Origin of the sequence: Stenotrophomonas sp. SbOxS2, from assembly GCF_013416715.1 — a bacterium.
Lineage (GTDB): Bacteria > Pseudomonadota > Gammaproteobacteria > Xanthomonadales > Xanthomonadaceae > Stenotrophomonas > Stenotrophomonas lactitubi.
In genome coordinates this window covers 79804-102779 of record NZ_JAAVXD010000004.1, presented here as the reverse complement: position 1 = coordinate 102779, position 22976 = coordinate 79804, and the positions used below count along the sequence as shown (strand labels likewise).

At 65.1% G+C, this 22976-nt stretch carries 24 protein-coding genes and 1 tRNA gene; 14 read left to right on the top strand and 11 right to left on the bottom strand.

The window, feature by feature from the left end; translation table 11 throughout:
* Positions 1-34 precede the first annotated feature (34 nt).
* Entirely contained in the window at positions 35-808 is a 774-nt protein-coding gene (locus HFK18_RS08465; protein WP_257216115.1) for a TrmH family RNA methyltransferase, read from the top strand.
* A 62-nt stretch (positions 809-870) separates the two neighbouring features.
* Here HFK18_RS08465 and HFK18_RS08460 read toward each other — a convergent pair whose 3' ends face one another.
* The 4 genes from HFK18_RS08460 to HFK18_RS08445 all read right to left on the bottom strand — a co-directional run bounded on the left by HFK18_RS08460 (position 871) and on the right by HFK18_RS08445 (position 4046).
* Positions 871-2292, bottom strand: a complete 1422-nt coding sequence (locus tag HFK18_RS08460) for a M28 family peptidase (protein WP_089236617.1) — start codon at positions 2290-2292, stop codon at positions 871-873.
* Positions 2293-2516: 224 nt separating this feature from the next.
* Positions 2517-2921, bottom strand: coding sequence for a large-conductance mechanosensitive channel protein MscL (gene mscL, locus HFK18_RS08455; RefSeq protein WP_180165757.1), 405 nt, complete (start codon positions 2919-2921; stop codon positions 2517-2519).
* Between the two features lie 56 nt (positions 2922-2977).
* A complete protein-coding gene (locus tag HFK18_RS08450; protein WP_180165755.1) occupies positions 2978-3694 on the bottom strand; it encodes a fumarylacetoacetate hydrolase family protein in 717 nt (238 codons plus the stop codon).
* Between the two features lie 70 nt (positions 3695-3764).
* The gene (locus tag HFK18_RS08445; RefSeq protein ID WP_089236615.1) at positions 3765-4046 is read right to left on the bottom strand and encodes a hypothetical protein; all 282 of its coding nucleotides are present in this window, start codon (positions 4044-4046) and stop codon (positions 3765-3767) included.
* Between the two features lie 178 nt (positions 4047-4224).
* Here HFK18_RS08445 and HFK18_RS08440 point away from each other — a divergent pair, with 178 nt between their 5' ends.
* Complete coding sequence (locus HFK18_RS08440) at positions 4225-4560, top strand: Rieske (2Fe-2S) protein (RefSeq protein WP_180165753.1); 336 nt, start codon at positions 4225-4227, stop codon at positions 4558-4560.
* Between the two features lie 303 nt (positions 4561-4863).
* Here HFK18_RS08440 and HFK18_RS08435 read toward each other — a convergent pair whose 3' ends face one another.
* The 4 genes from HFK18_RS08435 to thiS form a co-directional block, all read right to left on the bottom strand.
* The gene (locus tag HFK18_RS08435; protein WP_089236614.1) at positions 4864-6711 is read right to left on the bottom strand and encodes an SLC13 family permease; all 1848 of its coding nucleotides are present in this window, start codon (positions 6709-6711) and stop codon (positions 4864-4866) included.
* A 27-nt stretch (positions 6712-6738) separates the two neighbouring features.
* Entirely contained in the window at positions 6739-7473 is a 735-nt protein-coding gene (gene trmB, locus HFK18_RS08430) for a tRNA (guanosine(46)-N7)-methyltransferase TrmB (protein ID WP_089236613.1), read from the bottom strand.
* On the bottom strand, positions 7473-8267 hold the full coding sequence (locus tag HFK18_RS08425) for a thiazole synthase (RefSeq protein ID WP_089236612.1): 795 nt from the start codon (positions 8265-8267) through the stop codon (positions 7473-7475). Before HFK18_RS08425 ends, trmB begins: the two co-directional genes overlap by 1 nt.
* A gap of 114 nt (positions 8268-8381) precedes the next feature.
* Positions 8382-8582, bottom strand: coding sequence for a sulfur carrier protein ThiS (gene thiS, locus HFK18_RS08420; protein WP_025874279.1), 201 nt, complete (start codon positions 8580-8582; stop codon positions 8382-8384).
* 206 nt (positions 8583-8788) lie between these two features.
* Here thiS and HFK18_RS08415 point away from each other — a divergent pair, with 206 nt between their 5' ends.
* The 10 genes from HFK18_RS08415 (at position 8789) to HFK18_RS08370 (ending at position 17166) form a co-directional block, all read left to right on the top strand.
* Positions 8789-10633, top strand: coding sequence for an autotransporter domain-containing protein (locus HFK18_RS08415; protein WP_100460181.1), 1845 nt, complete (start codon positions 8789-8791; stop codon positions 10631-10633).
* A 106-nt stretch (positions 10634-10739) separates the two neighbouring features.
* Positions 10740-10813: transfer RNA gene (locus tag HFK18_RS08410), tRNA-Gly, on the top strand.
* Positions 10814-11155: 342 nt separating this feature from the next.
* On the top strand, positions 11156-11536 hold the full coding sequence (locus tag HFK18_RS08405; protein WP_180165751.1) for a DUF805 domain-containing protein: 381 nt from the start codon (positions 11156-11158) through the stop codon (positions 11534-11536).
* Positions 11537-11735: 199 nt separating this feature from the next.
* On the top strand, positions 11736-11978 hold the full coding sequence (locus tag HFK18_RS08400) for a hypothetical protein (protein WP_180165749.1): 243 nt from the start codon (positions 11736-11738) through the stop codon (positions 11976-11978).
* 94 nt (positions 11979-12072) lie between these two features.
* The gene (gene rimK / locus HFK18_RS08395; RefSeq protein WP_100553389.1) at positions 12073-12951 is read left to right on the top strand and encodes a 30S ribosomal protein S6--L-glutamate ligase; all 879 of its coding nucleotides are present in this window, start codon (positions 12073-12075) and stop codon (positions 12949-12951) included.
* Positions 12952-13204: 253 nt separating this feature from the next.
* Positions 13205-13681 (top strand): hypothetical protein, encoded by a 477-nt coding sequence (locus HFK18_RS08390; RefSeq protein WP_180165747.1) that lies wholly within the window; start codon positions 13205-13207, stop codon positions 13679-13681.
* An 89-nt stretch (positions 13682-13770) separates the two neighbouring features.
* Positions 13771-14244 carry a hypothetical protein gene (locus HFK18_RS08385; RefSeq protein ID WP_180165745.1) on the top strand — a complete coding sequence of 158 codons (474 nt, stop codon included), beginning with the start codon at positions 13771-13773 and terminating at the stop codon, positions 14242-14244.
* An 8-nt stretch (positions 14245-14252) separates the two neighbouring features.
* The gene (locus HFK18_RS08380; protein ID WP_025874286.1) at positions 14253-14930 is read left to right on the top strand and encodes a response regulator transcription factor; all 678 of its coding nucleotides are present in this window, start codon (positions 14253-14255) and stop codon (positions 14928-14930) included.
* On the top strand, positions 14893-16263 hold the full coding sequence (locus HFK18_RS08375; RefSeq protein ID WP_100460170.1) for a HAMP domain-containing sensor histidine kinase: 1371 nt from the start codon (positions 14893-14895) through the stop codon (positions 16261-16263). The genes HFK18_RS08380 and HFK18_RS08375 overlap by 38 nt, the downstream gene beginning before the upstream one ends.
* A gap of 516 nt (positions 16264-16779) precedes the next feature.
* Complete coding sequence (locus HFK18_RS08370; RefSeq protein WP_100553386.1) at positions 16780-17166, top strand: hypothetical protein; 387 nt, start codon at positions 16780-16782, stop codon at positions 17164-17166.
* Positions 17167-17265: 99 nt separating this feature from the next.
* Here the strand turns inward: HFK18_RS08370 and coaE are convergent, their stop codons facing one another.
* The 3 genes from coaE to HFK18_RS08355 are packed head-to-tail and all read right to left on the bottom strand — an operon-like array spanning position 17266 to position 20020.
* Positions 17266-17877: a dephospho-CoA kinase gene (coaE, locus tag HFK18_RS08365; protein WP_180165743.1), complete on the bottom strand. Its 612-nt coding sequence runs from the start codon at positions 17875-17877 to the stop codon at positions 17266-17268.
* An 11-nt stretch (positions 17878-17888) separates the two neighbouring features.
* Positions 17889-18752 carry an A24 family peptidase gene (locus tag HFK18_RS08360; protein WP_089236602.1) on the bottom strand — a complete coding sequence of 288 codons (864 nt, stop codon included), beginning with the start codon at positions 18750-18752 and terminating at the stop codon, positions 17889-17891.
* An 8-nt stretch (positions 18753-18760) separates the two neighbouring features.
* The gene (locus tag HFK18_RS08355; RefSeq protein ID WP_180165741.1) at positions 18761-20020 is read right to left on the bottom strand and encodes a type II secretion system F family protein; all 1260 of its coding nucleotides are present in this window, start codon (positions 20018-20020) and stop codon (positions 18761-18763) included.
* 346 nt (positions 20021-20366) lie between these two features.
* Here HFK18_RS08355 and HFK18_RS08350 point away from each other — a divergent pair, with 346 nt between their 5' ends.
* Positions 20367-20765: a pilin gene (locus HFK18_RS08350; protein ID WP_180165739.1), complete on the top strand. Its 399-nt coding sequence runs from the start codon at positions 20367-20369 to the stop codon at positions 20763-20765.
* 131 nt (positions 20766-20896) lie between these two features.
* Positions 20897-22927, top strand: coding sequence for a sulfatase-like hydrolase/transferase (locus tag HFK18_RS08345; protein WP_180165737.1), 2031 nt, complete (start codon positions 20897-20899; stop codon positions 22925-22927).
* Positions 22928-22976: the final 49 nt, after the last annotated feature.

Here is a 22976-nt window from a genome sequence, read left to right as displayed (position 1 = left end):
CCGCCCGTCGTCGCGACCGCCGCGGGCCACCCCGCTGCCACCGCGTGAGGGCAGCACCCCGCCACCGCCGGGGCGCGGCAACGACGAACTGCGCCTGTATGGCTGGAACGCGGTGCAGGCCCTGTTCGCCAAGCGTCCGCAGGCGCTGCGCAAGCTGTACCTGGTGGAATCGCTGATTCCGCGCATGCAGCCGGTGCTGAAGTGGTGCGTGGCCAACCGCGTGGGCTATCGCGTGGTGGAAGAGGGCGACCTCAACAAGCTGGCCGCCACCACCCACCACGAAGGCCTGGTGGCCGATGTGCTGCGTGCGCCGGTGCTGCCGCTGGCGCAGTGGCTGGCCGAACTGGGCGAAGGCCCGGCGCTGGCACTGTGGCTGGATGGCGTCGGCAATCCGCACAACTTCGGTGCGATCCTGCGCTCGGCCGCACACTTCGGTGCCAAGGCGCTGCTGCTGCCGGCCAGCAGCACGCTGGCCCTGTCCGGCGCGGCGGCACGCGTGGCCGAGGGCGGTGCAGAGTCGGTGCCGCTGGTGCAGCTGCCTGAGGACGCAGAAGCGATGGCACAGCTGCGCGCGGCCGGTTTCGGCCTGGCCGCGACGCTGGTCGAGGGTGGCGATGACGTGTTCCGCGCGTCGTTGCCCACCCGCCTGGTGTACGTGATGGGCGCGGAAAGTGAAGGCATGGATCGCGGTCTGGCCAGCCAGTGTGACCAGCAGCTGTCGATTCCCGGCAGCGGCGCGGTGGAAAGCCTGAACGTGGCCTCGGCCACGGCGGTGCTGCTGGCGCAGTGGTCCAGCCGACACGGCTGAGCCCCGGACCGGGGTCAGATCCCTCGCCACGGCGAGGGCTCTGACCCCACTGTGTTACCGCATCACTCGTTCGGCGGCGTGGTCGCCTTCGCTTCACTGCCGAAACTGCCATCGGCTTCGGCGGCCAGATAGGCAAACACGGTGTAGGCCGCCACGTTCTGCGCCAGCGCCTTCGGGTCGATCTTGTCGAGCGTGTCGTCGGCAGTGTGGTGCAGGTGGAAGTAGTCCGAGCCATCCTGCGCCAGCCACGCCCACGCGCCGCCCTTGGCGGCCAGCGGGCCGACGTCCGGGCCCGGGCCGCCCTTGTCGGCCTGGTACTCGATGCCCAGCGGCTTCATCACCTCGGCAATCTGCTTGGTCGCCTCACGCGAACCTTCCGGGTTCGGCGAACCGGTGTTGAAGGCGTAGATGCGGCCAGCACCGAAATCGCTCTCGGCGGCCAGCTGGTGCAGGGCCACGTCCTTGGCATGCGCCTCGGCGTAGGCCTTGCCGCCGTACAGACCCTGTTCTTCATTGGCGAAGGCGATCACGCGGATGGTGCGCTTCGGTGCCTGCTTGAGCTGGCCGATCAGATGACCGGCGGCCATGGTGATGCCCACGCCCGCACCGTCATCGACCGCGCCGGTGCCCAGGTCCCATGAATCCAGATGTCCGCCGATGACGACTACTTCCTTCGGCAGCGTGCGCCCGGTGATCTCACCGATCACGTTGTACGAGGTCGCGGTGCCATCCCAACCGCAGTCCAGCGCCACCTTCACCGTGGTCGCGCCACGGGCGAGCAGGCGTGCCAGCTGGTCGGCGTCGGGCACCGACAGCGCTGCCGACGGTACCGGCGTCAGGCCATCATCGAAGCGGGTGATGCCGGTGTGCGGCACGCGGTGCGAATCGGTACCGGCCGAACGCATCAGGAAGCCGACCGCGCCCTTGCGGATGGCCTCGGACGGGCCCTTGCTGCGGATCGCGCCGCCGCGGCCATAGTCGCGGCCATCGCGGAACGGCAGCATCTGGTAATCGACGAAGGCGATCTTGCCCTTCAGCGAACCGGCCGGTGCGGCCTGCAGCGCGGCCAGATCGGCGAAGCGCACCACCTCGGCTTCCACCGTGCCGCCCGGGCTGCCACCCAGCGCAGTGATCTGCAGCGGCTGCGGGTTCCTGCCGGTCACGGCGGCGTGTTCACTGCGGCGCTCCCACTTCGGGAAGGTCACCGGTTCCTTCCACACCTTGTCAAAGCCCAGTGCCTTGAACTTGGCTTCGGCCCAGGCCACGGCCCGGGCGTCGGCTTCGCTGCCGGCAATGCGCGGGCCGATCTCGGTGGTCAGCGATTCGACCACCTTCCAGCCGGTGTCATCGGCCAGCGCCTGGTCGCGCAGCTGCGCGGCGGTGGCCAGCGAGGCCGGCGGCAGGGTGGTGGCATGCGGTGCCGCGAAGGCCGGCGCGGCCAGCAGGGCGAGGGAGGATGCGATGGCAAGGACGCGGCGACGCATGGACAGCTCCGGGAAGGGTGTAAGCCTTGGAGCTTAACAGTCGTTCAGCGCCGCGCATGGGCGGGAGGTCATGGCCGCTGCGGATGCTGTTTTCCGCCAGATGCAGCAAAGCGAAAGCCCCGCCGGAGCGGGGCTTTCGCGTGTTCAAGGTAGTGCCGGCCGCTGGCCGGCACTTCAGAACGGTGGAGCTGCCGGCCAGCGGCCGGCACTACCGCTAGGCGCTCTTATTTCTTCAGGCTGTCGCGGATCTCGCGCAGCAACACCACTTCTTCGGCCGGTGCAGCCGGTGCCGCTTCCTTCTTGCGCGACAGGCGGTTGATCACCTTGATCACCAGGAAAATGGCGAAGGCCACGATCACGAACTGGATCAGCGTGTTGATGAAATCACCGTAGCCGATCACCACGGCCGGAATCTCCTTGCCATCGACGCCGATGCTGGCCGGCGACAGCGTCCACGCAAGCTGCGAGAAATCGACCTTGCCGATCAGCATGCCCAGCGGCGGCATGATGATCTTCTCCACCAGCGCGGTGACGATCTTGCCGAAGGCCGCGCCGATCACCACGCCGACGGCGAGGTCGATGACGTTGCCGCGCATCGCGAATTCCTTGAACTCGGTGAGCATTCCCATTGTTGTTTTTCTCCTGAGGGCGAGGGGGGACAGCGCGCAGGGTAGCGCAGGTGATGTCAGCCGGCGATCACGCCGTGGCGCTCGGCCACGTTCTCAAGACGTGCGCTGAAACGGTCGCCGGGGTTGAGCGCGGCTACGCCGGAAGGCGTACCCATGAACACCAGGTCGCCGGCACGCAGCTGCCACAGCTTGGACAGCTCGTGCAGGATCTCCGGCACGTTCCAGATCATCTGGTCGAGCAGGGACTGCTGGCGTACTTCGCCGTTGATTTCCAGCGACAGGTTGAGCGCAGCCAGGTCGCCGACTTCACCGGCATGCACGATCTCGCTGATCGGCGCGGAGGCATCAAAGCCCTTGGCTGAATCCCACGGATGGCCCTTCTCCTTGGCGGCGGCCTGCAGGTCGCGGCGGGTCAGGTCCAGGCCCACGGCATAGCCGTAGACCAGTGCCTCGGCATCGGCCACGGCAAGCTCGCCGGCGGGCGCGTCACGGCCGATCGCCACCACCAGTTCCACCTCGTGGTGCAGGTTGCTGGTGGCAGGCGGGTAGGGGATCACATCATCGTGGCCGACCACGATGGCGTCGGCCGGCTTGGTGAAGAACATCGGGCGGCCGCGATCGTCTGCTGCAGGCACGGCAGCACCCATCTCACGCGCATGGTCGGCGAAGTTGCGGCCGACGCAGTAGATGCGGTGCACGGGAAAACTGCCGCCGCCAACAACCGGTACACGCGGCGTGGCTGCAGCAGGGATCACATCGGAGACATCGGACATGCGGGCATCCAGGAAGGGAGTGCCCGCAGTCTAGAACGCAGCAAGGCCCGCCGTCAGCGGGCAGCGTCGATCAACGCGACGCCGGCAACGCCGACTTGCGCACCACGTGGTACTCGCCCTCGACCACGTTCGGGTCGGCCGGGCGGCTCGGGCCGGGCTTGCGCGAAGCCAGCAGCTTCCACGCCAGGCCCACCAGGATCATGGCCGCACCGACAAATACGCCGATGAACACCATCGCGGCCAGGATCGCCAGGCCGAGCAGGCCTACGGCAACGCGCACCAGCGGATGGCGCGGCTTGCGCGGGGCAAACAGGGTGCGGAACTGGTTGAAGGCGAAATCGCGATTGAACATGGTGGCTCGATAGGCTGGAAATCAGCGAGCCATGAGTATCGGCAGCTGCCACTGTCATTGAGTGAAAAACTCGTTAAATATAGCCTTGGCTTATTACGGATCAATGACTTGTGTTCATGTCGCAGCTAGTCACATGACCAGGCATGCGACAATGCGCCACCCCGTCCGAGCCTTCGCCATGACTGCCGCTGTCGCCCTGATCACCCTGGATGCCATTGCCGATGGCGCGTTTGCCGAGGTTGAAGCGGTGGTCGATGGCGATGCCGAGTCGCTGCTGCTGTACCGCGAGGGTGGGCAGGTGCGCGCGTTCCTGAACATCTGCCCGCACGCGGGCCGCCGCTTGGACTGGGCACCCGGCCAATTCCTGAAGAGCCGCGAAGGCCACCTGGTCTGCGCCGCCCACGGCGCCTCGTTCGCGCTGGACAGCGGTGACTGTATCGCCGGCCCCTGCAAGGGCGACCGCCTGCGCGCCGTGCCGGTAGACGTGCGCGATGGGCAGGTCTACCTGGCCTGATGCATCGGTGTGCGGACCAACGGTCCGCACCCACCAAGCCAACAGTCCGCACCCAACCGATCAACAAGTATCCAGATCCATCCACGCATGGCGTGGATCTACTGCAGATTGCAGCGATCTGTCGAAGGCGGGGTGGGTCCGGTTGCGGGGGCGTGAGCGCCATGGATGGCGCGACCGAGCTTACAGGGACGTACTTGCAGCGTCCCCCGCCACCGGACCCACCCCGCCATCCCACGGAATGCAGGCTGTTGTTGTTGTTGTTGCTTCTGCGGGTGCAGGGCGCAGCCCTGCAGAGAAGACCCCTCAGAACATCAGGTTGATCATCACCACCACCACGCACGTATAGATCAGCGACAGCGGGCCGCCGACCCGCCACATCTCGCGCGGGGTGTAGTTGGCCGGGCCGGTGATCATCGATATCACCGGGTTCGACGCCGTCATCAGGTTGTTGGACGCCGACAGCGCCACGATCAGCGCGAATGCCGTGGGATTGCCGCCGGCCGCCAGCGCCAGGTTCACCGCGATCGGCACCATCACGATGGTCGCCCCCACATGGCTGATCACCAGCGAGAACACCGTGGTCAGCAGCGCCAGCGCCAGCTCCAGCACCCAGATCGGAATACCCGTGGGCAGCTTGTCGATGGTATGGCCGGCCACCCACGCCGCCGCGCCGCTGGAATCCATCGCCCAGCCAAGCGGAATCAGCCCGGCCATCATGAACACCGTCTTCCAGTTGATCGAGGCATAGGCCTCGTCCATGCGCAGCACGCCGGTCAGCAGCATGCCGGCCACGCCGGTCATCAGGGTCAGCGCCACCGGCAGCTTGCTGGTCAGCGCGATCAGGATGGTCAGGGCGAAGATCGCCATGGCGATCTTGAACTTGTGCGGGCGCTGCTCGCCGGTCGGGTAGTCGGTCACCACCACGAAGTCGCGGCTTTTGGCGGCCTGCGCCAGGTCGGTCCAGATGCTGTGGAAGACCAGCATGTCGCCGGCACGCAGCTGCACATCGCGCACATCCTCGCGGATCACCTGCTTGTCGCGGTTGATCGCCAGCAGGCTGATGCCGCGTTCCTTGCGCAGGCGAAGGTCGGCCGCGCTCTTGCCGATCACGTTCGAGGTCGGCGGCACCACCGCCTCGGAAATGCCGGCGCGGCTGGGATTGAACAGGTCACCCAGGTGTTTCAGGCGCGAGGACATGCGCAGGAACTGGTTCTGCGCGAAGTCGTGGATCTGTTCGCGCGGGCCCATCGCCCCCAGCACGCTGCCCACCCAGATACGCATTTCCGCTGGCGGCGCCAGGCGGGTGTCATTGCCGGTCTTCAGCGCGAGCAGCAGCGGTGAATCATGCAGGTTCTCCGCTTCGCCCAGGGTCATGCCGACCAGCGGACTCTCGGCGGTGACCACCAGCTCGAACACATCGCCTTCGATGCCGTAGGTCTTGGCGAAGTAGCTTTCGGTGCGGGCCGGCGTGGTGCCGTCGTTGACCAGGCTTTCCTCTTCCACCAGCTTGCGGTCGCCGTAATAGCGGAAATACAGCAGCGAGGCGATCAGCAGGGCGATGCCGATCGGCAGCGGCGCGAACATGCGCAGCGGCTCGATGGTGGCCAGACCGGAGGGCAGGTTGTTGTTGGCCGACGCCAGCAGATCGTTCAGCAGGATCAGCGGCGAGTTGCCGACCATGGTCAGCGCGCCACCCATCACGATCGCCGCCGAGATCGGCAGCAGCAGGCGCTGCATGGTCAGCCCGGTGCGCGCGGCCAGGCGAGAGGCGACCGGCAGGTACAGCGCCATCACCGAGGGGTTCTGCATGAAGGACGAGTTCAGGCCGGCGATGGCCGTGGTCATCATCAGCAGCCGCTGCTCCACGCCATGCCCGCGCCGCAGCAGCCAGGCCGCGAGGCGGTTCAGCGCACCGGTGCGGTCCAGGCCGGCGCCGAGGATGGTGGTGGCGATGATGCTCATCACCGCGTTGCCGGAGAAGCCGCCAAAGATTTCCTCCGGCGCGATCAGGCCGGTCACGCCCAGCACCACCAGCACCACCAGCGCGACCACGTCGGCGCGGATGCGCTCGAACAGGAACATCGCCATTGTGAAGCCGACCAGCCCGAGCACGAGCTTCATGTCAGTGGTCAGCGTCAGCGCGGTATCCATGTGGGGCGCGGCGTCCTCAGGCGTTCATCAGGTGCGGTCGTACAACAGGTCCCAGACACCATGGCCGAGCTTCTGGCCGCGGGTCTCGAAGTGGGTCTGCGGGCGCCAGTCCGGGCGCGGCACGCTGCCACGCGGGCCGGCGCGGTTGACCAGCCCGGGGGTGGCATCCAGCACGTCCCACATCTGCTCGGCGTAATCTTCCCAGTCGGTGGCGCAGTGCAGACGGCCACCGGAGCGCAGCTTGCGCACCAGCAGCTCGGCAAAGCCCGGCTGGATCAGGCGACGCTTGTTGTGGCGCTTCTTGTGCCACGGGTCGGGGAAATAGATGCGCACTTCGTCCAGCGCGCCATCGGCGATTTCCTTTTCCAGCACTTCCACCGCGTCGTGGTGGTACAGGCGCACGTGGTCGGCGTTGTCGTCGGCCAGTGCGTTCAACAGGCGGCCGACGCCGGGCGCGTGCACTTCCAGGCCGATGTAGTCGCGGCTCGGGTCGTGCTGTGCGGCAAAGCGCAGCGCGGCACCGTTGCCGAAGCCGATTTCCAGCACCTTGCGCGCATCGCGGCCGAAGGTGGCATCCAGATCACGCGGTTCACCGCTGAAATCCAGGCCGAAACGCGGCCAGCGCTCGTCGAACGCGCGCTGCTGGGCGGGGGTGAAACGACCCTGGCGCAGCACGAAGCTGCGCACCTCACGGCGGCCTTCGTTGACCGTGAACGGCTTGGGCGGCGCCTTCGAACCGGCGCTGTCGAATGGATTGGTCATCAGCCGATCAACCCATCGATCGGCGAGGACGCGCTGGCGTAGCGCTTGCGCGGAATGCGGCCGGCGAGGAACGCCTCGCGGCCTGCTTCCACGGCCTTGCGCATCGCGCTGGCCATCAGCACCGGGTGGCGCGCACCGGCGATGGCGGTGTTCATCAGCACGCCGTCGCAGCCCAGCTCCATCGCGATCGCCGCGTCCGAAGCAGTGCCCACGCCGGCGTCGACGATGATCGGCACCTTGGCGTCTTCGATGATCTGCAGCAGGTTGTACTTGTTCTGGATGCCCAGGCCCGAGCCGATCGGCGCGGCCAGCGGCATCACCGCAGCGCAGCCGATCTCTTCCAGGCGCTTGGCCAGGATCGGGTCGTCGGAGGTATAGACCATCACCTCGAAACCGTCCTTGACCAGCTGTTCGGCGGCCTTGAGGGTCTGCACCACGTCCGGGTACAGCGACTTCTGGTCGCCCAGCACTTCCAGCTTGGTCAGGTTGTGGCCGTCCAGCAGTTCGCGGGCCAGGCGGCAGGTGCGCACGGCATCCTCGGCGGTGTAGCAGCCGGCGGTGTTGGGCAGGATGGTGTAACGGTCCGGCGGCAGCACGTCGAGCAGGTTCGGCTCGCCCGGGTTCTGCCCGATGTTGGTACGGCGGATGGCCACGGTGACGATCCGGGCGCCTGCGGCCTCGGTGGCCAGGCGGGTTTCTTCCAGATCCTTGAACTTGCCGGTGCCGGTGAGCAGCCGCGAGCTGTAGGTCTTGCCGGCGATCACCAGCGAATCGGGGGAGACATGAGCGTTCATGACGCGATTATCGCTTATCCGCCTGAAGATGGGGTCACGCGGATGCGGGGGCGAGGGTCATTTCTCGCTGGTAGCGCCGGGCCATGCCCGGCGAGCGCAGGGCATGGCCTTGCTTCAACCACCGCCCAGCGCATGCACGATCTCCACCACATCGCCCTCGGCCAGTACATGCTCGGCATGACGGCTGCGGCTGACGATCTCGCCGTTGACCTCCACCGCCACCCGGCGTTGCAGCAGCTGCTCGGCCGCGAGCAGGTCCAGGAGGGTCGCCGAAGCGGGCAGGGTGCGGGGTTCGCCATTGAGCTGGATGTTCATGCGGCCATTGTCGCTGATCGCCGGTTCGCATCGGAACCGTTGCAAGTTGCGCGCTACGCCCGCACCGGCAAAGCCCACCAGGCTTGGCTCGGGCGACAATCCATGCGGCGGCGCAGCGTGAGCAATTGGCGGCGCAGTGAAACCATTCACCGTGCGCCGGCGTACGTGCGTCGGATCCTCAACGATATCCCCACAGGAGTTTTTACATGCTGCTCAGCAAACGCCCGATCCGCTCCCTCATGGCGGCCGCGATCGCGCTGGCCGCGCTGCCGGCCATGGCAGGCGAATCCCCTTACAGCCATGCGGTCTTCTTCGGTGACAGCCTGACCGACGCCGGCTACTTCCGGCCGCTGCTGCCGGCCGACGTGCGCCCGGTCACTGGCCAGTTCACCACCAACCCGGGCTGGGTGTGGTCGCAGCAGGTGGCCAACTACTACGGCCTCAATGGCGCTGCCAACGGCAACGGCCAGAACGGCGACAACTACGCTGTCGGCGGTGCCCGTGTCGGCGTCGACGTTGCCAGTGCCCTGGGCACCATCCCATCGTTGAAGAGCCAGACGGCCCGCTACCTGGCTGCCAACGGCGGCAAGGCTGACGCCAATGCCCTGTACACGGTCTGGGGCGGTGCCAACGATCTGTTCGCCGCAGCGCGTGCGCCGGCCCAGGCGCAGGCCATCATCGGCGCGGCTGTCACCGACCAGGTGGCCCTGGTGGGCGCCCTCAAGCAGGCCGGTGCCGAGTACGTGCTCGTCCCCAACCTGCCTGACGTCGGCATTGCCCCGCAGTTCCGCTCGCTGGGTCCGGCCGGTGCCGCGCAGGCCACCGCGCTGGCGGCTGGCTACAACAAGGCCCTGTATGGCGGCCTGAAGCAGGCCGGCATCGAGTTCATTCCGCTCGATACCTTCACCGTGCTGCGTGAAGTGGCGGCCAACCCGGCCATGTACGGTTTCCGCAACGTCACCGACACCGGTTGCAGGATCAACCCTGCTGACACCACCACCAGCATCCTGACCTGCAACCCGACCAGCTACGTCAGCCCGGATGCGGCCACCGCCTATCTGTTCGCCGACGGCGTGCACCCGACCACCGCCGGTCATGCGCTGCTGGGCCAGTACGCGGTGTCGATCCTCGAAGGTCCGCGCCTGCAGCAGGTGCTGAGCCATTCGGCACAGACCATCGGCCGCTCGCGTGCCGACCAGGTCAGCCTGCACCAGGCGGGTCGCCCGGCTGACGGCCTGTCGTGGTGGGGCGGCGTGCGCGGCGACATGCAGCGCTATGACCACGCCGATCTGTACGACGGTCTGGCCCCGGCCGGCCTGTTCGGTATCGACTGGGCGCGTGACGGCATGGTCTTCGGCGGCTTCGCCGGCTTTGGCCGTCTGAATGCCGACTTCGGCAACAGCCGTGGCGACTTCACCCAGAAGGACACCACGGCCGGTCTGTTCGCTGGCTGGTACGGCGACCGCATCTGGGTCAACGGCCAGGTCAGCTACACCTGGCTGTCCTATGACGTGAACCGCAAGGTCCAGCTCGGCCCGGCTACCCGTGAGCACAGCGGCTCGCCGGACGGCAGCAACCTGACCGCCGCCCTGAATGCCGGTTACGAGTTCGGCACCGAAGGCGGCTTCCGCCACGGCCCGATCGCCTCGGTGATCTGGCAGCAGGTCAAGATCGACGGTTACACCGAAAGCGCCGATGCCGGCACCCTGGCTACCGCGCTGGGCTACGGCAAGCAGGATGTCGATTCCACCGTGGGCCGTATCGGTTGGCAGGCCCGCTTCGACGGCGGCACCGTCAAGCCGTACGTGCAGGTGACCTACGACCACGAGTTCGAAGACACCAAGCAGGCCAGCGCCTGGGTGCAGAGCCTGCCGGACGTGGGCATGTACCGCGTACCGGGCATGGACTTCGACAAGAACTATGCGACCGCTATCCTGGGCGCGCGCATGGAACTGTTCGGCCTGCAGAGCAACATCGGCCTGAGCGCCACCACCCTGCAGAAGCGTGCGCAGGACGCGACGTTGTTTGCCAGCTTCAGCGGCAGCTTCTGATGCACACGACGGCAGGCCTGCGGGCTTGCCGTCTACTCGACGGGCAGGCTGCAAGGGCCTGCCCGTTGCGTTTGAACACGTGCCCCGCATAGACTTGTCGGGCAACGCGGGCGTAGCTCAATGGTAGAGCTGTAGCTTCCCAAGCTACTGACGAGGGTTCGATTCCCTTCGCCCGCTCCATGCCTCCCTAAGGTCTGCTGCTTCTCCAACCACTCCGCGATATCCGGACCGCTCCGCAATTCGCTGCGTCGAAGTGGCTTTGGAGTGTCTTTTCTTCTGGACGTGGATCCCGGTCGTGGTGACCGGTCAATGCCCCAGCCGGGCCGGCACCTCGCGAATGTCGATTGCCAAACAGGCCCTGTCTGCGCCGTCTCGGCGTGGAGATCGCGGAATTGAAAATCCCCTTCGCTCCTCCTTCGACCTTCCGGTTCCTGTCGAACCGATAGTTCAGTTGTTGCTTGGTTTGGAGATGCTAAAAGATCGTTAGCTAGGGGTTTTCATCATCCGTTGTCCGGAGCGCGAATGATCGCTGCACTTTTGCCAATCAGACGGTGCTTCGATTTTTCAGGGCGATCCAACCGGACAGAATTCTGGTCGTTCTTTCTGCTTGCTGCTCTCGTCGCGGCGCTCAGCTATAGCTTGGACAATGCCGGGTACTGGCTGATCGGCACCGATCTGCACAGCTGGGAACTGTCCTCGCGTCTCGGGGATGCGGGACGGGGGGTAGCGTTGGTTGCACTCATACTTTTCCCTCTGCCAATGCTCGCACTGACCGTTCGAAGACTGCACGACATTGATGAGTCTGGGTGGTTCGTTGTGATTGCGTTGGTTCCTCTAGGGGTGTTCGTTCTGTTTCCGGTGATGCTTCTCCCCGGCAGCGAGGAAGAGAATAGATTTGGTTGACCACCATGGACCCCACCGCTTCGGTTGGGCGGGTTGGGATTCGATTCCCTTCGCCCGCTCCTGAATCCAGGCCCCGGAAGCGGCATTGTCGTTTCCGGGGTTTTTCGTTTGCGCACGGCGTACAGATTCAAACAATCCGCATGTCCGACCGCTGCGGTCTTCGCTAGCGTATTGCTCTCATTTCAGGGAGTACGCAGGCATGGATCGCAGGGATGACGTCGTCACCGCGCTGCATCGGATCTTTCTTTCCGCTGGCATTGGCTCGGCCAAACAGGTTGAAGCGGTTCGAGCACTCGGGCGCGCCGGTGGCCCGCAGGCGGCGCAGTTGATCGGGCAGATCTATCAGGAGGCCTTCAGTGGATCGGCGATCCAGATGGCCTGCATCGCGGCGCTGGGCGAAGCGGCGCGCACTTATCCGTTGGCGCTGCCAGGCCCCGATTGAGCTGGGCAGCCACTGCCGCGCGTGGACCGAACAGCATCATCCAGACGCAACGTCGCCACGCTATGCTGCGCGCCTGCCGACCGATCCCACTGCGATGAAGCTCGCCATCCTGTCCCGCAATACCCGGCTGTATTCCACCCGTCGGCTGGTCGAGGCCGCGCGCGCGCGCGGCCATACCGTACGCATCCTGGATCCGCTGCGCTGCTACATGCGCATCGCCGCAGACGGCTTTTCCATGCACTACAAGGGCCGGCCGATGACTGGCGTGGACGCGGTCATCCCGCGCATCGGCGCTTCGGTCACCCGCTATGGCACCGCCGTATTGCGTCAGTTCGAGCTGATGGGCGCGCGCACGCCCAATCCGTCCGACGCGATCCTGCGCTCGCGCGACAAGCTGCGGGCGCACCAGCTGCTGGCGGCCAAGGGCATCGACATGCCGGTCACCGTCTTTGGCGACAACCCGGATGACACCGTCGACCTGTTGTCCATGCTCGGCCCGCCGCCGCACGTGGTGAAGCTCAATGAAGGCACCCAGGGTCGTGGTGTGATCCTCACCGAGAAGGCCAGCGCGTCGCGCGGCATCGTCGAAGCCCTGCGTGGGCTGTATGCCAACTTCCTGATGCAGGAGTTCATCGGCGAGGCCAAGGGCGCCGACCTTCGCTGCTTCGTGGTCGGCGACCAGGTGGTGGCGTCGATGCAGCGTCAGGCCCCGGAAGGGGATTTCCGCTCGAACCTGCATGCCGGCGGTACCGCGGTTGCGTCCAAGGCCAGTCGGGCCGAGCAGCAGGTGGCGGTGCGTTCGGCCAAGGCGCTGGGGTTGGGCGTCTGTGGCGTGGACCTGATCCGCTCCGAGCGCGGCCCGCTGGTGCTGGAAGTGAACTCCACCCCGGGCCTGGAAGGGATCGAGGCTGCCTGCGGGGTGGACGTGGCCGCACGCATCATCGCGCATGTCGAGAAAATCAAAAAACCTTGATATTTCAGTAGCTTGAAATTTAATTCAGGCAGGGTTGGCGGGTTTAACACCGCTTTAATCGCCCCGGGCGTAGCCTTCAACGAACCGCAGCTCTGCCTCTCAGCAGGATCGGTATCGGGATACAACTTCAGGCCCAGGCGGGTGCACCGCCTGGGTCTTTTTTATGCCCGCGCCCCCTGCCAAGGGTCCCTTGTGGGCGCGCGGGGACACTCGTAGAGTTGGGCCTTCGTTCCGAAGGATCGGGAGGTTGGCGATGTACCGCACCACGATGATCGTGCTGTTGCTGTGCCTGCCTGGCGTTGCACTGGCCAAGCCGGAAAAGGCGGCTGTGCAGATGGACCGCCAGAGCCCGGTGGCCGAGCAGGTCCGCCAGGTCGAAAAAGCCCTGCAGCAGGGCGATTACAGCGAAATCTCCGCCGAGGACCGCAGTCAGGTCCAGCAGGCACTGGCGCGGATCACCCAGCGGCTTGGCGACCGGCAGACCGTCCAGGAGCTGCCGCCGCAGGTGCAGAACGACGTTTTCAACGATCAGGAGCGGGTCAACAGCATCCTGACGCGCGCCCACGACGACAGTCGCCAGATCTGCTCATACCAGCGCACCACGGGCAGCAACATGCCCAAGAGCCGCTGCATGACCGTGGCCGAACGGCGCCGTATTGAAGAGAAGGGCAAGGCCCTGCTCAACGACCAGCGTACCTACAGCAACTTGAACCCGGATTCCAAGCTTTAGGGCCACCTGCACCCTGCCGGCCAGCACTTGCTGGCAGAGCGCGCATCCGCATACAGTCGGCGTTCACCTCAAACAGGGATTCGTTTGTCATGAAGCATCCAGTGATATCAGCGGTTCTGGTTTCGGCATTGGCCCTGGTCGCTGCCTCGGCAGGGGCCAAGAGTGCCGAAGAGGTATTCCTGCCGGGCCAGCCGCTGCTGCAGCAGGTAGAGCGCATCGAGATCGAACTCAACGACGGCGAAACCTATTCCGAGCTGCGCCAGGAAGAGCGCGGCAAGGTCCGTGAGACCCTGGTTCGCATCCGTGCCGCCGCCGAGCAGTATCCGACCAGGGAGGCGATGCCTGAATCGGTACGAACCGAGGTCTTCAACGATCAGCAGGTCGTGAACACCGTTTTGACACAGGCGCGTGAAGATAGTCGTCTAATATGCCGACGTGAGAAGGCCATCGGTTCCAACATGTCGTCCACGCAATGCATGACCGTCGCCGAGCGTGCTCGGCAGAAGGACAAGGCACAGCGCGACATGGGCCAGGCCCAGCGCGTCGGTAAATTCGTCAATTAGAGGTGACAGTGAGAATCCTGGTAATCGAAGACAACAGCGACATTGCGGCCAATCTGGGCGACTACCTGGAGGACCGGGGCCACACCGTGGACTTCGCTGCCGACGGAGTGACCGGGTTGCATCTGGCTGTCGTGCACGAGTTCGACGCGATTGTCCTGGATCTCAACCTGCCGGGCATGGACGGTATCGAGGTCTGCCGCAAGCTTCGCAACGAAGCACGCAAGCAGACCCCGGTGCTGATGTTGACCGCGCGCGATTCGCTGGACAACAAACTGGCCGGCTTTGATTCCGGTGCTGACGACTACCTGATCAAGCCGTTCGCGCTGCAGGAAGTCGAAGTACGTCTGAACGCCCTGTCGCGTCGCGGCAAGGGCGTGCAGACCCGCGTACTGGAGACCGGCGACCTGGAGTACAACCTGGATACGCTGGAAGTGCGCCGCCAGGGCAAGCTGCTGCAGCTCAACCCGACCGCACTGAAGATCCTGCAGGCGTTGATGGAAGCGGCCCCGGCCGTGGTCACCCGGCAGGAACTGGAAACCCGTGTCTGGGGCGAAGAGCTGCCGGACTCCGATTCGCTGCGCGTGCACATCCATGGCCTGCGCGCTGTGGTGGACAAGCCCTTTGAAGTGCCGATGATCCAGACCCGCCATGGCATCGGATACCGCATCGCCACGCCGGAAGCCTGATTCTGTGGCAAGCAAGGGGGAGCGCCGGCGCACGCCTTATCGGCGGCGTCTGCGCAGCCGCATCATCGTCTCGTTCGTGTTGTTGGGCTTCTGCCTGACGACACTGTTCGCGTTTGCCACCAACTGGGCCCGCATGCGGGTGGAAAACCAGTTGGTGGAAGACGTGATGAACCGCAACATCAGCGAGTACGTGCGGCGTTACTACGAAAGCCCGGACCGCAACCCCGACCTGCCGGTGCAGCAGATGCGCGCGCGCCTGATCAAGCCGGACAAGTTCGAGGCGCTGCGCGAGGAGGAGCCGGACTGGTACGAGTTCAAGGACGGCCTGTACAACATGGGCGGTGTGGACGAGCGCGGAGAGCGCTATTCCTACAAGCTGGCCGTGCGCAAGACCCCTGATGCCTGGGCGTTCCTGGCCTACGACATGACCGACAGCGTTCGCGGTGGGCAGCAGCTCAACCGCGCGCTGTTCCTGTCGGTGCTGGTGTTCAGCCTGTTGTCGTTGGTGCTGGGTTGGTGGTCGGCCTCCAAGGTGATGAAGCCGGTCTCGGATCTGGCCGCGCGCCTGCGTGCGTACCGTGGCGGCACCAGCGACCCCGAACCCTTGGCGCCGCGCTTCCCCGATGACGAAGTGGGGCAGCTGGCCCAGGCGCTGGATGACTATTCTTCGCGGCTGACCGAAGTGGTGCAGCGCGACCGTGAGTTCAATGCGGACGTCAGCCATGAGCTGCGTACGCCGCTGGCGGTGATCCGTGGCGCCACCGAGCTGCTGCTGACCCGCCCGGGCCTGGACGAGAAGGTGCTGCAGCGCCTGCAGCGCATCCAGCGTGCCGAGCAGCAGTGCAGCGATCTGATTGGTGCTCTGCTGCTGCTGTCGCGCAACGAGCGCGGGCAGGGCAGCAGCAATGTGGCCCGTGTGGCCGAACAGCTGCTGGATGCGCATCGCGCGCAGTTGGGTGGCAAGCCGCTGGAACTGCACTTGGATGGCGAACGCGATCTTGTCATCGACGCCCCCGAAGCGGCGCTGTCGGTGGCGCTGGGCAACCTGATCGGCAACGCGGTGAAGTATTCGCAGGATGGCGAGGTGCGCGTGCATGTGGGCGCCAATGCCGTGTCGGTGACCGACAGTGGGCCGGGCCTGAGCGAGGAAGATGCCGCCAAGCTGTTCCAGCGCGGTTATCGCGGCACCCATGCTGGCCACTCGCAGGGCGGCGGCATCGGCCTGTCGATCGTCAGCCGCCTGTGCGACCTGTACGGCTGGCAGGTAAGCGTGCGCCCGGGCGGCGCCCGCGGCGTGATCGCCACCCTGACGTTCTCGCCGAAGCCGCTGTAATCCCTTCTGGCTACCGCTTTGGTAGGTGCCGACCTTGGTCGGCACGAATCCATCCGTCGTCGAAATCTCCCACTCGGCGCGAAATGTCGCATGCAACGCCAATGCAGTTTTCGCGAAGGCGCGGCGTTTCTGGCCCCGCACGACACCTGCGTGACGTACTCCGCGCCCTGTGCGTGTCACACCGCACGGTTCCGCAGACGGTTGGCCCGCTTGGCGTTTTCGCCTCATGACCGCATTGCATGCAGCTGGCGAGATGGCATGGCTGGGGTCATCGCCCTGGCCGGGATTGGCGTCCCGAACAAACCCGACAATTCAAAAGCATCCTGATGGGCCGTTGGCCGTCGTGGAAAGATGCATCGTCTGCCTTCGCTATGGCGGGCGGTGCGTGGGGATTCACCAGAATCCGCTGGAGTCTTTTTCCTTCGCTTTTGAGTTGTTGGGTCTCCGGTACGCCAACCCGCACCGTCCGCCACCTCGCATCTGCGGGTGGCCTTGCCGTCTGCGAGGAGCACTGCCATGTCTACACGCACTACCTATCCGAACCTGCGCCGCCTGGTCGGCGAATCTGCCGACCAGCTGCCGGCCGACATCGCCGAACGCATCGAAGACGTGCTGGCCGAACCCAGCGACCTGCTGCCGGCACTGATGGCACGCATGGATGGCCGCGACAACGCCGATGGCCAGACCCGGCAGGGCGCCGGTCTCACCCCGACGCAAGCGGTAACCCTGGCCAGCCTCAGCCGCACCCTGGCCGGTCTCAATGCGTTGATCCAGATGCTGCACGCCGCCGAAGCGGCACGGGTGCAGGGCAGTGCAGGCCAGCAACTGCCGCCGGACGTAGTGGAAGGCCTGTTGCTGGCCGCCCGCGAACTCGCCCGCTACGCCCGCCAGCAGCTGGAGTAGATCCACGCCATGCGTGGATGCCTGTTCGCGCGGTACTGGTGAAGTAGATCCACGCCATGCGTGGATGCCTGTTCGGTCGGAGCCGGTAGACCTGCCGGCTTACCCGACAGCCAACCCCAGATATCGAGCGTGCAACCGCTCCACCTGCGCCTGCAGGTCATCCGGATGTCCATCATTGACGACCACGTCATCAGCCAGCGCCAAGCGCTGCGCGCGGGTAGCCTGGGCGGCGATCATCTGGTCGGCCAGCGCGGCGTCGATGCCGTCGCGCTGCATCAGCCGGGCGTGCTGTACGGCCTCGGGCGCGTCCACCAGTAGCACCCGGTCCAGCCACGGGTAGGCCTGGCGGCCGCCCACTTCGGTCAACAGCGGGATCGCCGCCAGTGCATAGGGGCTGGCGGCCTGCTCGCACTGCTGCTGCATCAACCGGCGGATGGCCGGGTGGGTGATCGCTTCCAGCGCCGTCCGCTCGGCCGGGTCTGCAAAGATGTGGGCGCGCAGGCGGGCACGGTCCAGGCTGCCGTCGGCCAGCAGCATGTCAGCGCCGAAGCGCTCTGCAATCAGGGACAGGGCAGGGCTGCCCACCGTCACCACCGCGCGTGCGGCAAGATCGGCATCGGCCACGACAATCCCCAGCGCCTCGAAGCGCCGGGTCACCTCACTCTTGCCCGAGGCGATGCCGCCGGTCAGGCCAACCACATACTGGCTCATGGGGACTCCCCTCAGCGCAGCCCGCTCATCACCAGATACTGGTTCAGCAGGGGCTCGCCCCACATGAAGAACAGCCAGCCGGCCAGGGCCAGATAAGGGCCGAACGGGATCGGCGTCGCCCGGTCACGGCCACGGCTGTACAGCCAGATCGAGCCGATGATGGCGCCCAGCACCGACGACATCAGGATGATCGGCAGGATGCCCTTCATCCCGCACCAGGCGCCCAGCGCGGCCAGCAGCTTGAAGTCGCCGTGGCCCATGCCTTCCTTGCCGGTCAGCTGCTTGAACAGCCACCACACCGACCACAGCGACAGGTAGCCCAGCAGGGCGCCGAGCAGGGCCGGTTTGGCGGGCATGTACAGGTTGTCGATGCTGCCTATCAACCCCAGCCACATCAGGGGCAGGGTCAATTGATCCGGTAGCAGCTGGGTGCGCAGGTCGATGCCGGACAGGGCGATCAGGAAGCAGGTCAGCACGATCGCGCCGAAGCCCTGCCAGCCAAAGCCGAACTGCCACACGCAGGCCAGCACCATCACCGCGGTCAGCGCTTCCACCAGCGGGTACTGGATGGAGATCGGCGCCTTGCAGTGGCGGCACTTGCCGCCCTGGATGATCCAGCTGAACAGCGGGATGTTCTCGTACCAGGCCAGCTTGTGCTTGCAGTGCGGGCAGTGCGAAGGCTCCACCACGATGCCCGGCGGGGGCGGCTCGTAGAAGTCCGGCTCTTCCAGAACCTCGCGCGCATCGCGCTTCCACTGCCACTCCAGCCGCTTGGGCAGGCGCAGGATGACGACGTTCAGGAAACTGCCCAGAAGCAGCCCCAGGCCGGCCGCAGCGGGATAGCCGAGGCCGGGATGCTGGTCGAGAAATGCCATTGTTACCTTTAGCCGACGACGGCGCCGAGTTTGAAGATGGGCAGGTACATCGCAATGACCAAGCCACCGACAAGGGTACCAATGAATACCATGATCATCGGCTCCAGCAGGCTGCTCAGGGCGTCCACTGCGTTGTTGACCTCCTGCTCATAATACTCGGCCACCTTGAACAGCATCGTGTCCAATGCGCCAGCCTCTTCGCCGATGCCGGTCATCTGGATGACCATGTGCGGGAACAGGTTGAGCTGTTTCATGGCCATATTGACCGGATAACCCACCGACACGTCGTCGCGCATGCGAAGTACGCCATCGCTGTAGACCTTGTTGCCGGTCGCACCGGCAACGATGCCCAGGCCTTCCACCAGCGGCACGCCTGCCTTGAAGGTCACCGCCGTGGTACGGGCGAAGCGGGCAATGGCACTGTTGTGCATGATCTGGCCGATCACCGGTACCTTAAGTACCAGCCTGTCCACCGTGTGCTGCATTTTCTCCGAGCGTCGGTAGGTCATGGCGATTGCGACAACCGAGCCGATCAGCACGATCGCCATCAACCACCACCACGACACCATGAACCGGGACAAATTCACTACCATCTGGGTGAACGCCGGCAGATCGGCGCCGAAGCTCTGGAAGACCTCTTCGAACTGCGGCACCACCCATACCAGCAGGATTGTGCTGACCAGAAACGCAACGGCCAAGACCATCGCCGGATAGAACAGGGCCTTCTTTATCTTGCCCTTCAGGGCCTCGATGTTCTCTTTGTAGGTGGCAATGGTGTCTAGCACCGTTTCCAGCACACCTGCGCTTTCGCCCGCTCGCACCAGGTTGCGATACAACTCGTCGAACTGCACCGGATGGCGGCTGATAGCCTCATACAGCGACGATCCGCCCTCGATGTCGGTGCGCACCGAATCGACCAGCTTCTTCATCCGTGGGTTCTTGTGGCCGCTGCCGATGATCTCCAGCGCCGACACGATTGGCACGCCGGATTTCATCATCGTAGCCATCTGCCGACTGAAGAATGCGATGTCCTTCGGCGTGACCGGTTTGCCGGCAGCCCCGAACAGCGGCTTCGGCTTGACCTTAACTTGGCCGGGATTGATACCCTGGCGTCGCAATTCGGCGCGCAGCAGGTTGGCGTTCTTGGCCAACTGCTCGCCCTTCATCTTGATTCCCCGCTTGTCAGTCCCCTCCCAGACAAACGGCTGCAACTCCATCGTGGCACGGGCCACGGGCTCATTCTTGATAGCTCTGCGACTGACAGACATGTTGGCTCCCCGGCCCGCCATCCCCAGACGGGCATCTGCCGATGGTAGCGGGTTCATCGCTGACTTGGCAGGGTCGCAGCGAGCCAGAGTGTGAATTCGTGCCGGCGACCGGCCAAAGGTGACGCACTGCGTCACATTGCCGGCTTCGTCGCAGAATCATGACTGGGGGGTTCACATCGTGGAAATTGCTGCCATCATGGGCGCGGGGAAATCCAGGGGGAGGCGTGCCGGGGTTGGCACGCAACCTGCGTTGATCCACCCGCAGGGTGTAGGACCCGCTCAGCCGGCCGATGGTCGGATCGATCCTGCGCACTGACTCAACCACCACTATCTTGGGGATGTAATCATGAAGAATCAGAAGGGCTTCACCCTTATCGAACTGATGATCGTTGTCGCGATCATCGCCATCCTGGCCGCCATCGCGCTGCCGGCCTACAGCGATTACACCAAGAAGGCCAAGGTCACTGAAGTGATCCTGGCTGCTTCGGCCGTGCGTACCGCTGTGTCCGAGTACGCTGCTGGCAACGGCGCCCTGCCGCCGGCATCTTGGAAGCCGGAAGCGCAGAAGTCCGATTACGTTTCGGGCGTGACCTGGGATGGCGCGAAGATCACCGCGACCTCAACCGTTAGTGGCGCCACCGGAGATGTAACCCTCACTGCAACCCTGAAGTCGAACCAGCAGGTAACCTGGGTCTGCGGCGGCACCGTCGACAAGAAGTACCGTCCGGGTACCTGCCAGGGCTGATCGCTTCTGATAGGCCTGTGGCATGAACGGGGAGGCTTCGTGCCTCCCCGTTTTCGTTTGGGCAGTTTGACCACCAGCCGCTGTTTCCTGCGTGTCTGGCTATGCAGTGGCGGTTTCGGGGAGTTGGTTGTATGTACTACGTCGTATCATTCCTGTGGTGCGGACTCTGGCTGGGGAGCCAATTCGTGCTGCTGTTTGGGCGTCAATCTGAGTTGATCGGCGGCCTGCCGCAGTCCGGCGGCAATGGCCTGGCCGGACTCCCGCTGTCTCAGGCTCTGACTGGGATGGCGTCCTATTTCGCGGTGATGCTGCTCTTGTATGCCGGCCTCGCGTGGGTCAACGCGGCGGCCTTCAAGACTCTACTGATGCCCCGCCTCCGATCACAGCAGCGTCTGCCTGCCCTGCTGGCGCAGCTGTTGCTGGTGACTCTTGCGCTGTCCTTCGCCGCGGCTTGGATGTACCCGCAGTCCGCAATGGGTGATGCACTGTCTCTGGCCCTGCTTCAGAAGAGTGCGCGGGGCATCGCTGTCCTTCTACTGCTGGTCTGCGCTGTCTTCTTTCTGACTTGGATTGTCGTCGCCTGCCGCCGTTCCCGTTCGATGCGGATCGCCCTAGCGCTGACTGTGGTCGCCTTGGTCCTGCCGGGTGCCGGGCTTTGGTCCAGCGCGCCACGCTCCGTCTCGGTGCAGGCGCCGGACGTGATCATCATCGGTATCGACTCGCTACGCCCCGACCATCTGCGGCGCAATCATGCGCCTTTCAAGATAATGCCTAACGTGGAGGCGCTGCTGGATCGATCGGTGGTGTTTGATGACACTCTGAGCCCGCAGCCTCACACCTCGCCTGCCACCACCAGTGTGCTGACCGGTCAATGGCCGGCACACAGCGGTGCGCGCGGCAATCTGTTCCCGTCTAGTCATGCTCTGACCTCTGCGAGCATGGCGCACGCCTTTGCTGCCGCTGGTTACGACACCGTGTTCGCGATGGACGAAACACGCTTTGCGAACATCGACCAGACCTATGGCTTCCAGCGGGTACTTTCGCCAGGCATGGGCGTCAGCGAGATGCTGCTCGGCGTGCTGGGCGACAACGTGCTGAGCAATCTGCTGATGGCTGCCCCGGTGTCGCGCCTGTTGACTCCCAACGTGTACGGCAACCGTGCGCATGCGTCGGTGTACCGGCCGGAGGCGTTCAGCCGAAGGCTGAGCCTGGGCGTGCAGCGGACGCCGTCCGACAAGCCGTTGTTCCTGTACGTGCATTTCTGCATGGGCCATTGGCCTTACCAGCTCGGCGATTTGGCCGAAGACGACCGTTTCGAGCATCTGCCCAGCGGCGACTATGTCGATACCAAGCCGCAGTACCTGCGTGCACTGGCGACCGCGGATCAACAGGCGGGCCAGTTGCTGGAGGACCTGCGCCGTGATGGGCGGCTGGACAATGCAATCGTGGTGTTGATGTCCGACCATGGCGAGGACTTCGACATGCGGAAAGACCTGTGGCCAGACGGCGACATCCGGGTGCCTGGCGGTATCGTCAACGGCCATGGAGGTTCGGCGATCCGTGCGCCGCAGACCTCGGTGCTGCTGGCCTTTACCCGTTTCGGCCACGGCGGTACGGTGCCAGTGGTTCGCCATGACCCGGCCAGCCTCGTGGATATCGCGCCGACCCTGCTGAAGGCTGCCGGCGTGGCCGACCGCGTGCTGCGCGATGGCCGTGACCTGCTGGCACCTGTTCCGGTCGAATCGGATGCTCGCATCCGATTCGTCGAATCCTCCTACTTCCCCGGTTCGCTGCGCAAGTCGGACATTGACGAAGCGGCGGTGCTGCGCGAGATGGCGGCGATGTACCAGATCACTTCCACGGGACGGGTAGAGGTGAAACCGCAGTGGATGGCCTACCAGATCAACCGACGACAGCGCGCGGCCTACCTGGGTGACTGGGTGCTGATGGCGGCCGAGACCCCGGAGGAGGGCTTGTTGGTGGTGGACCGTGCGGCCCGCAGTGGCTGGCACATGCATGACGCGCCGGAGCAGGCACCACTGGAAACTCTGCACGACGCTTGGTGCGAGCATTGGAAGATGGATGATGCCGCTCGCCTGTTCTGCCATGAAGCCACCTTGGCGCAAAGGGTGTCCAAGGTTGCGGCAGTGGCTGCGCCGTAGGGTTACCATGGCTACTGGCGCGGCCGCGCAGCTTTCGCGGCCGCGCGCC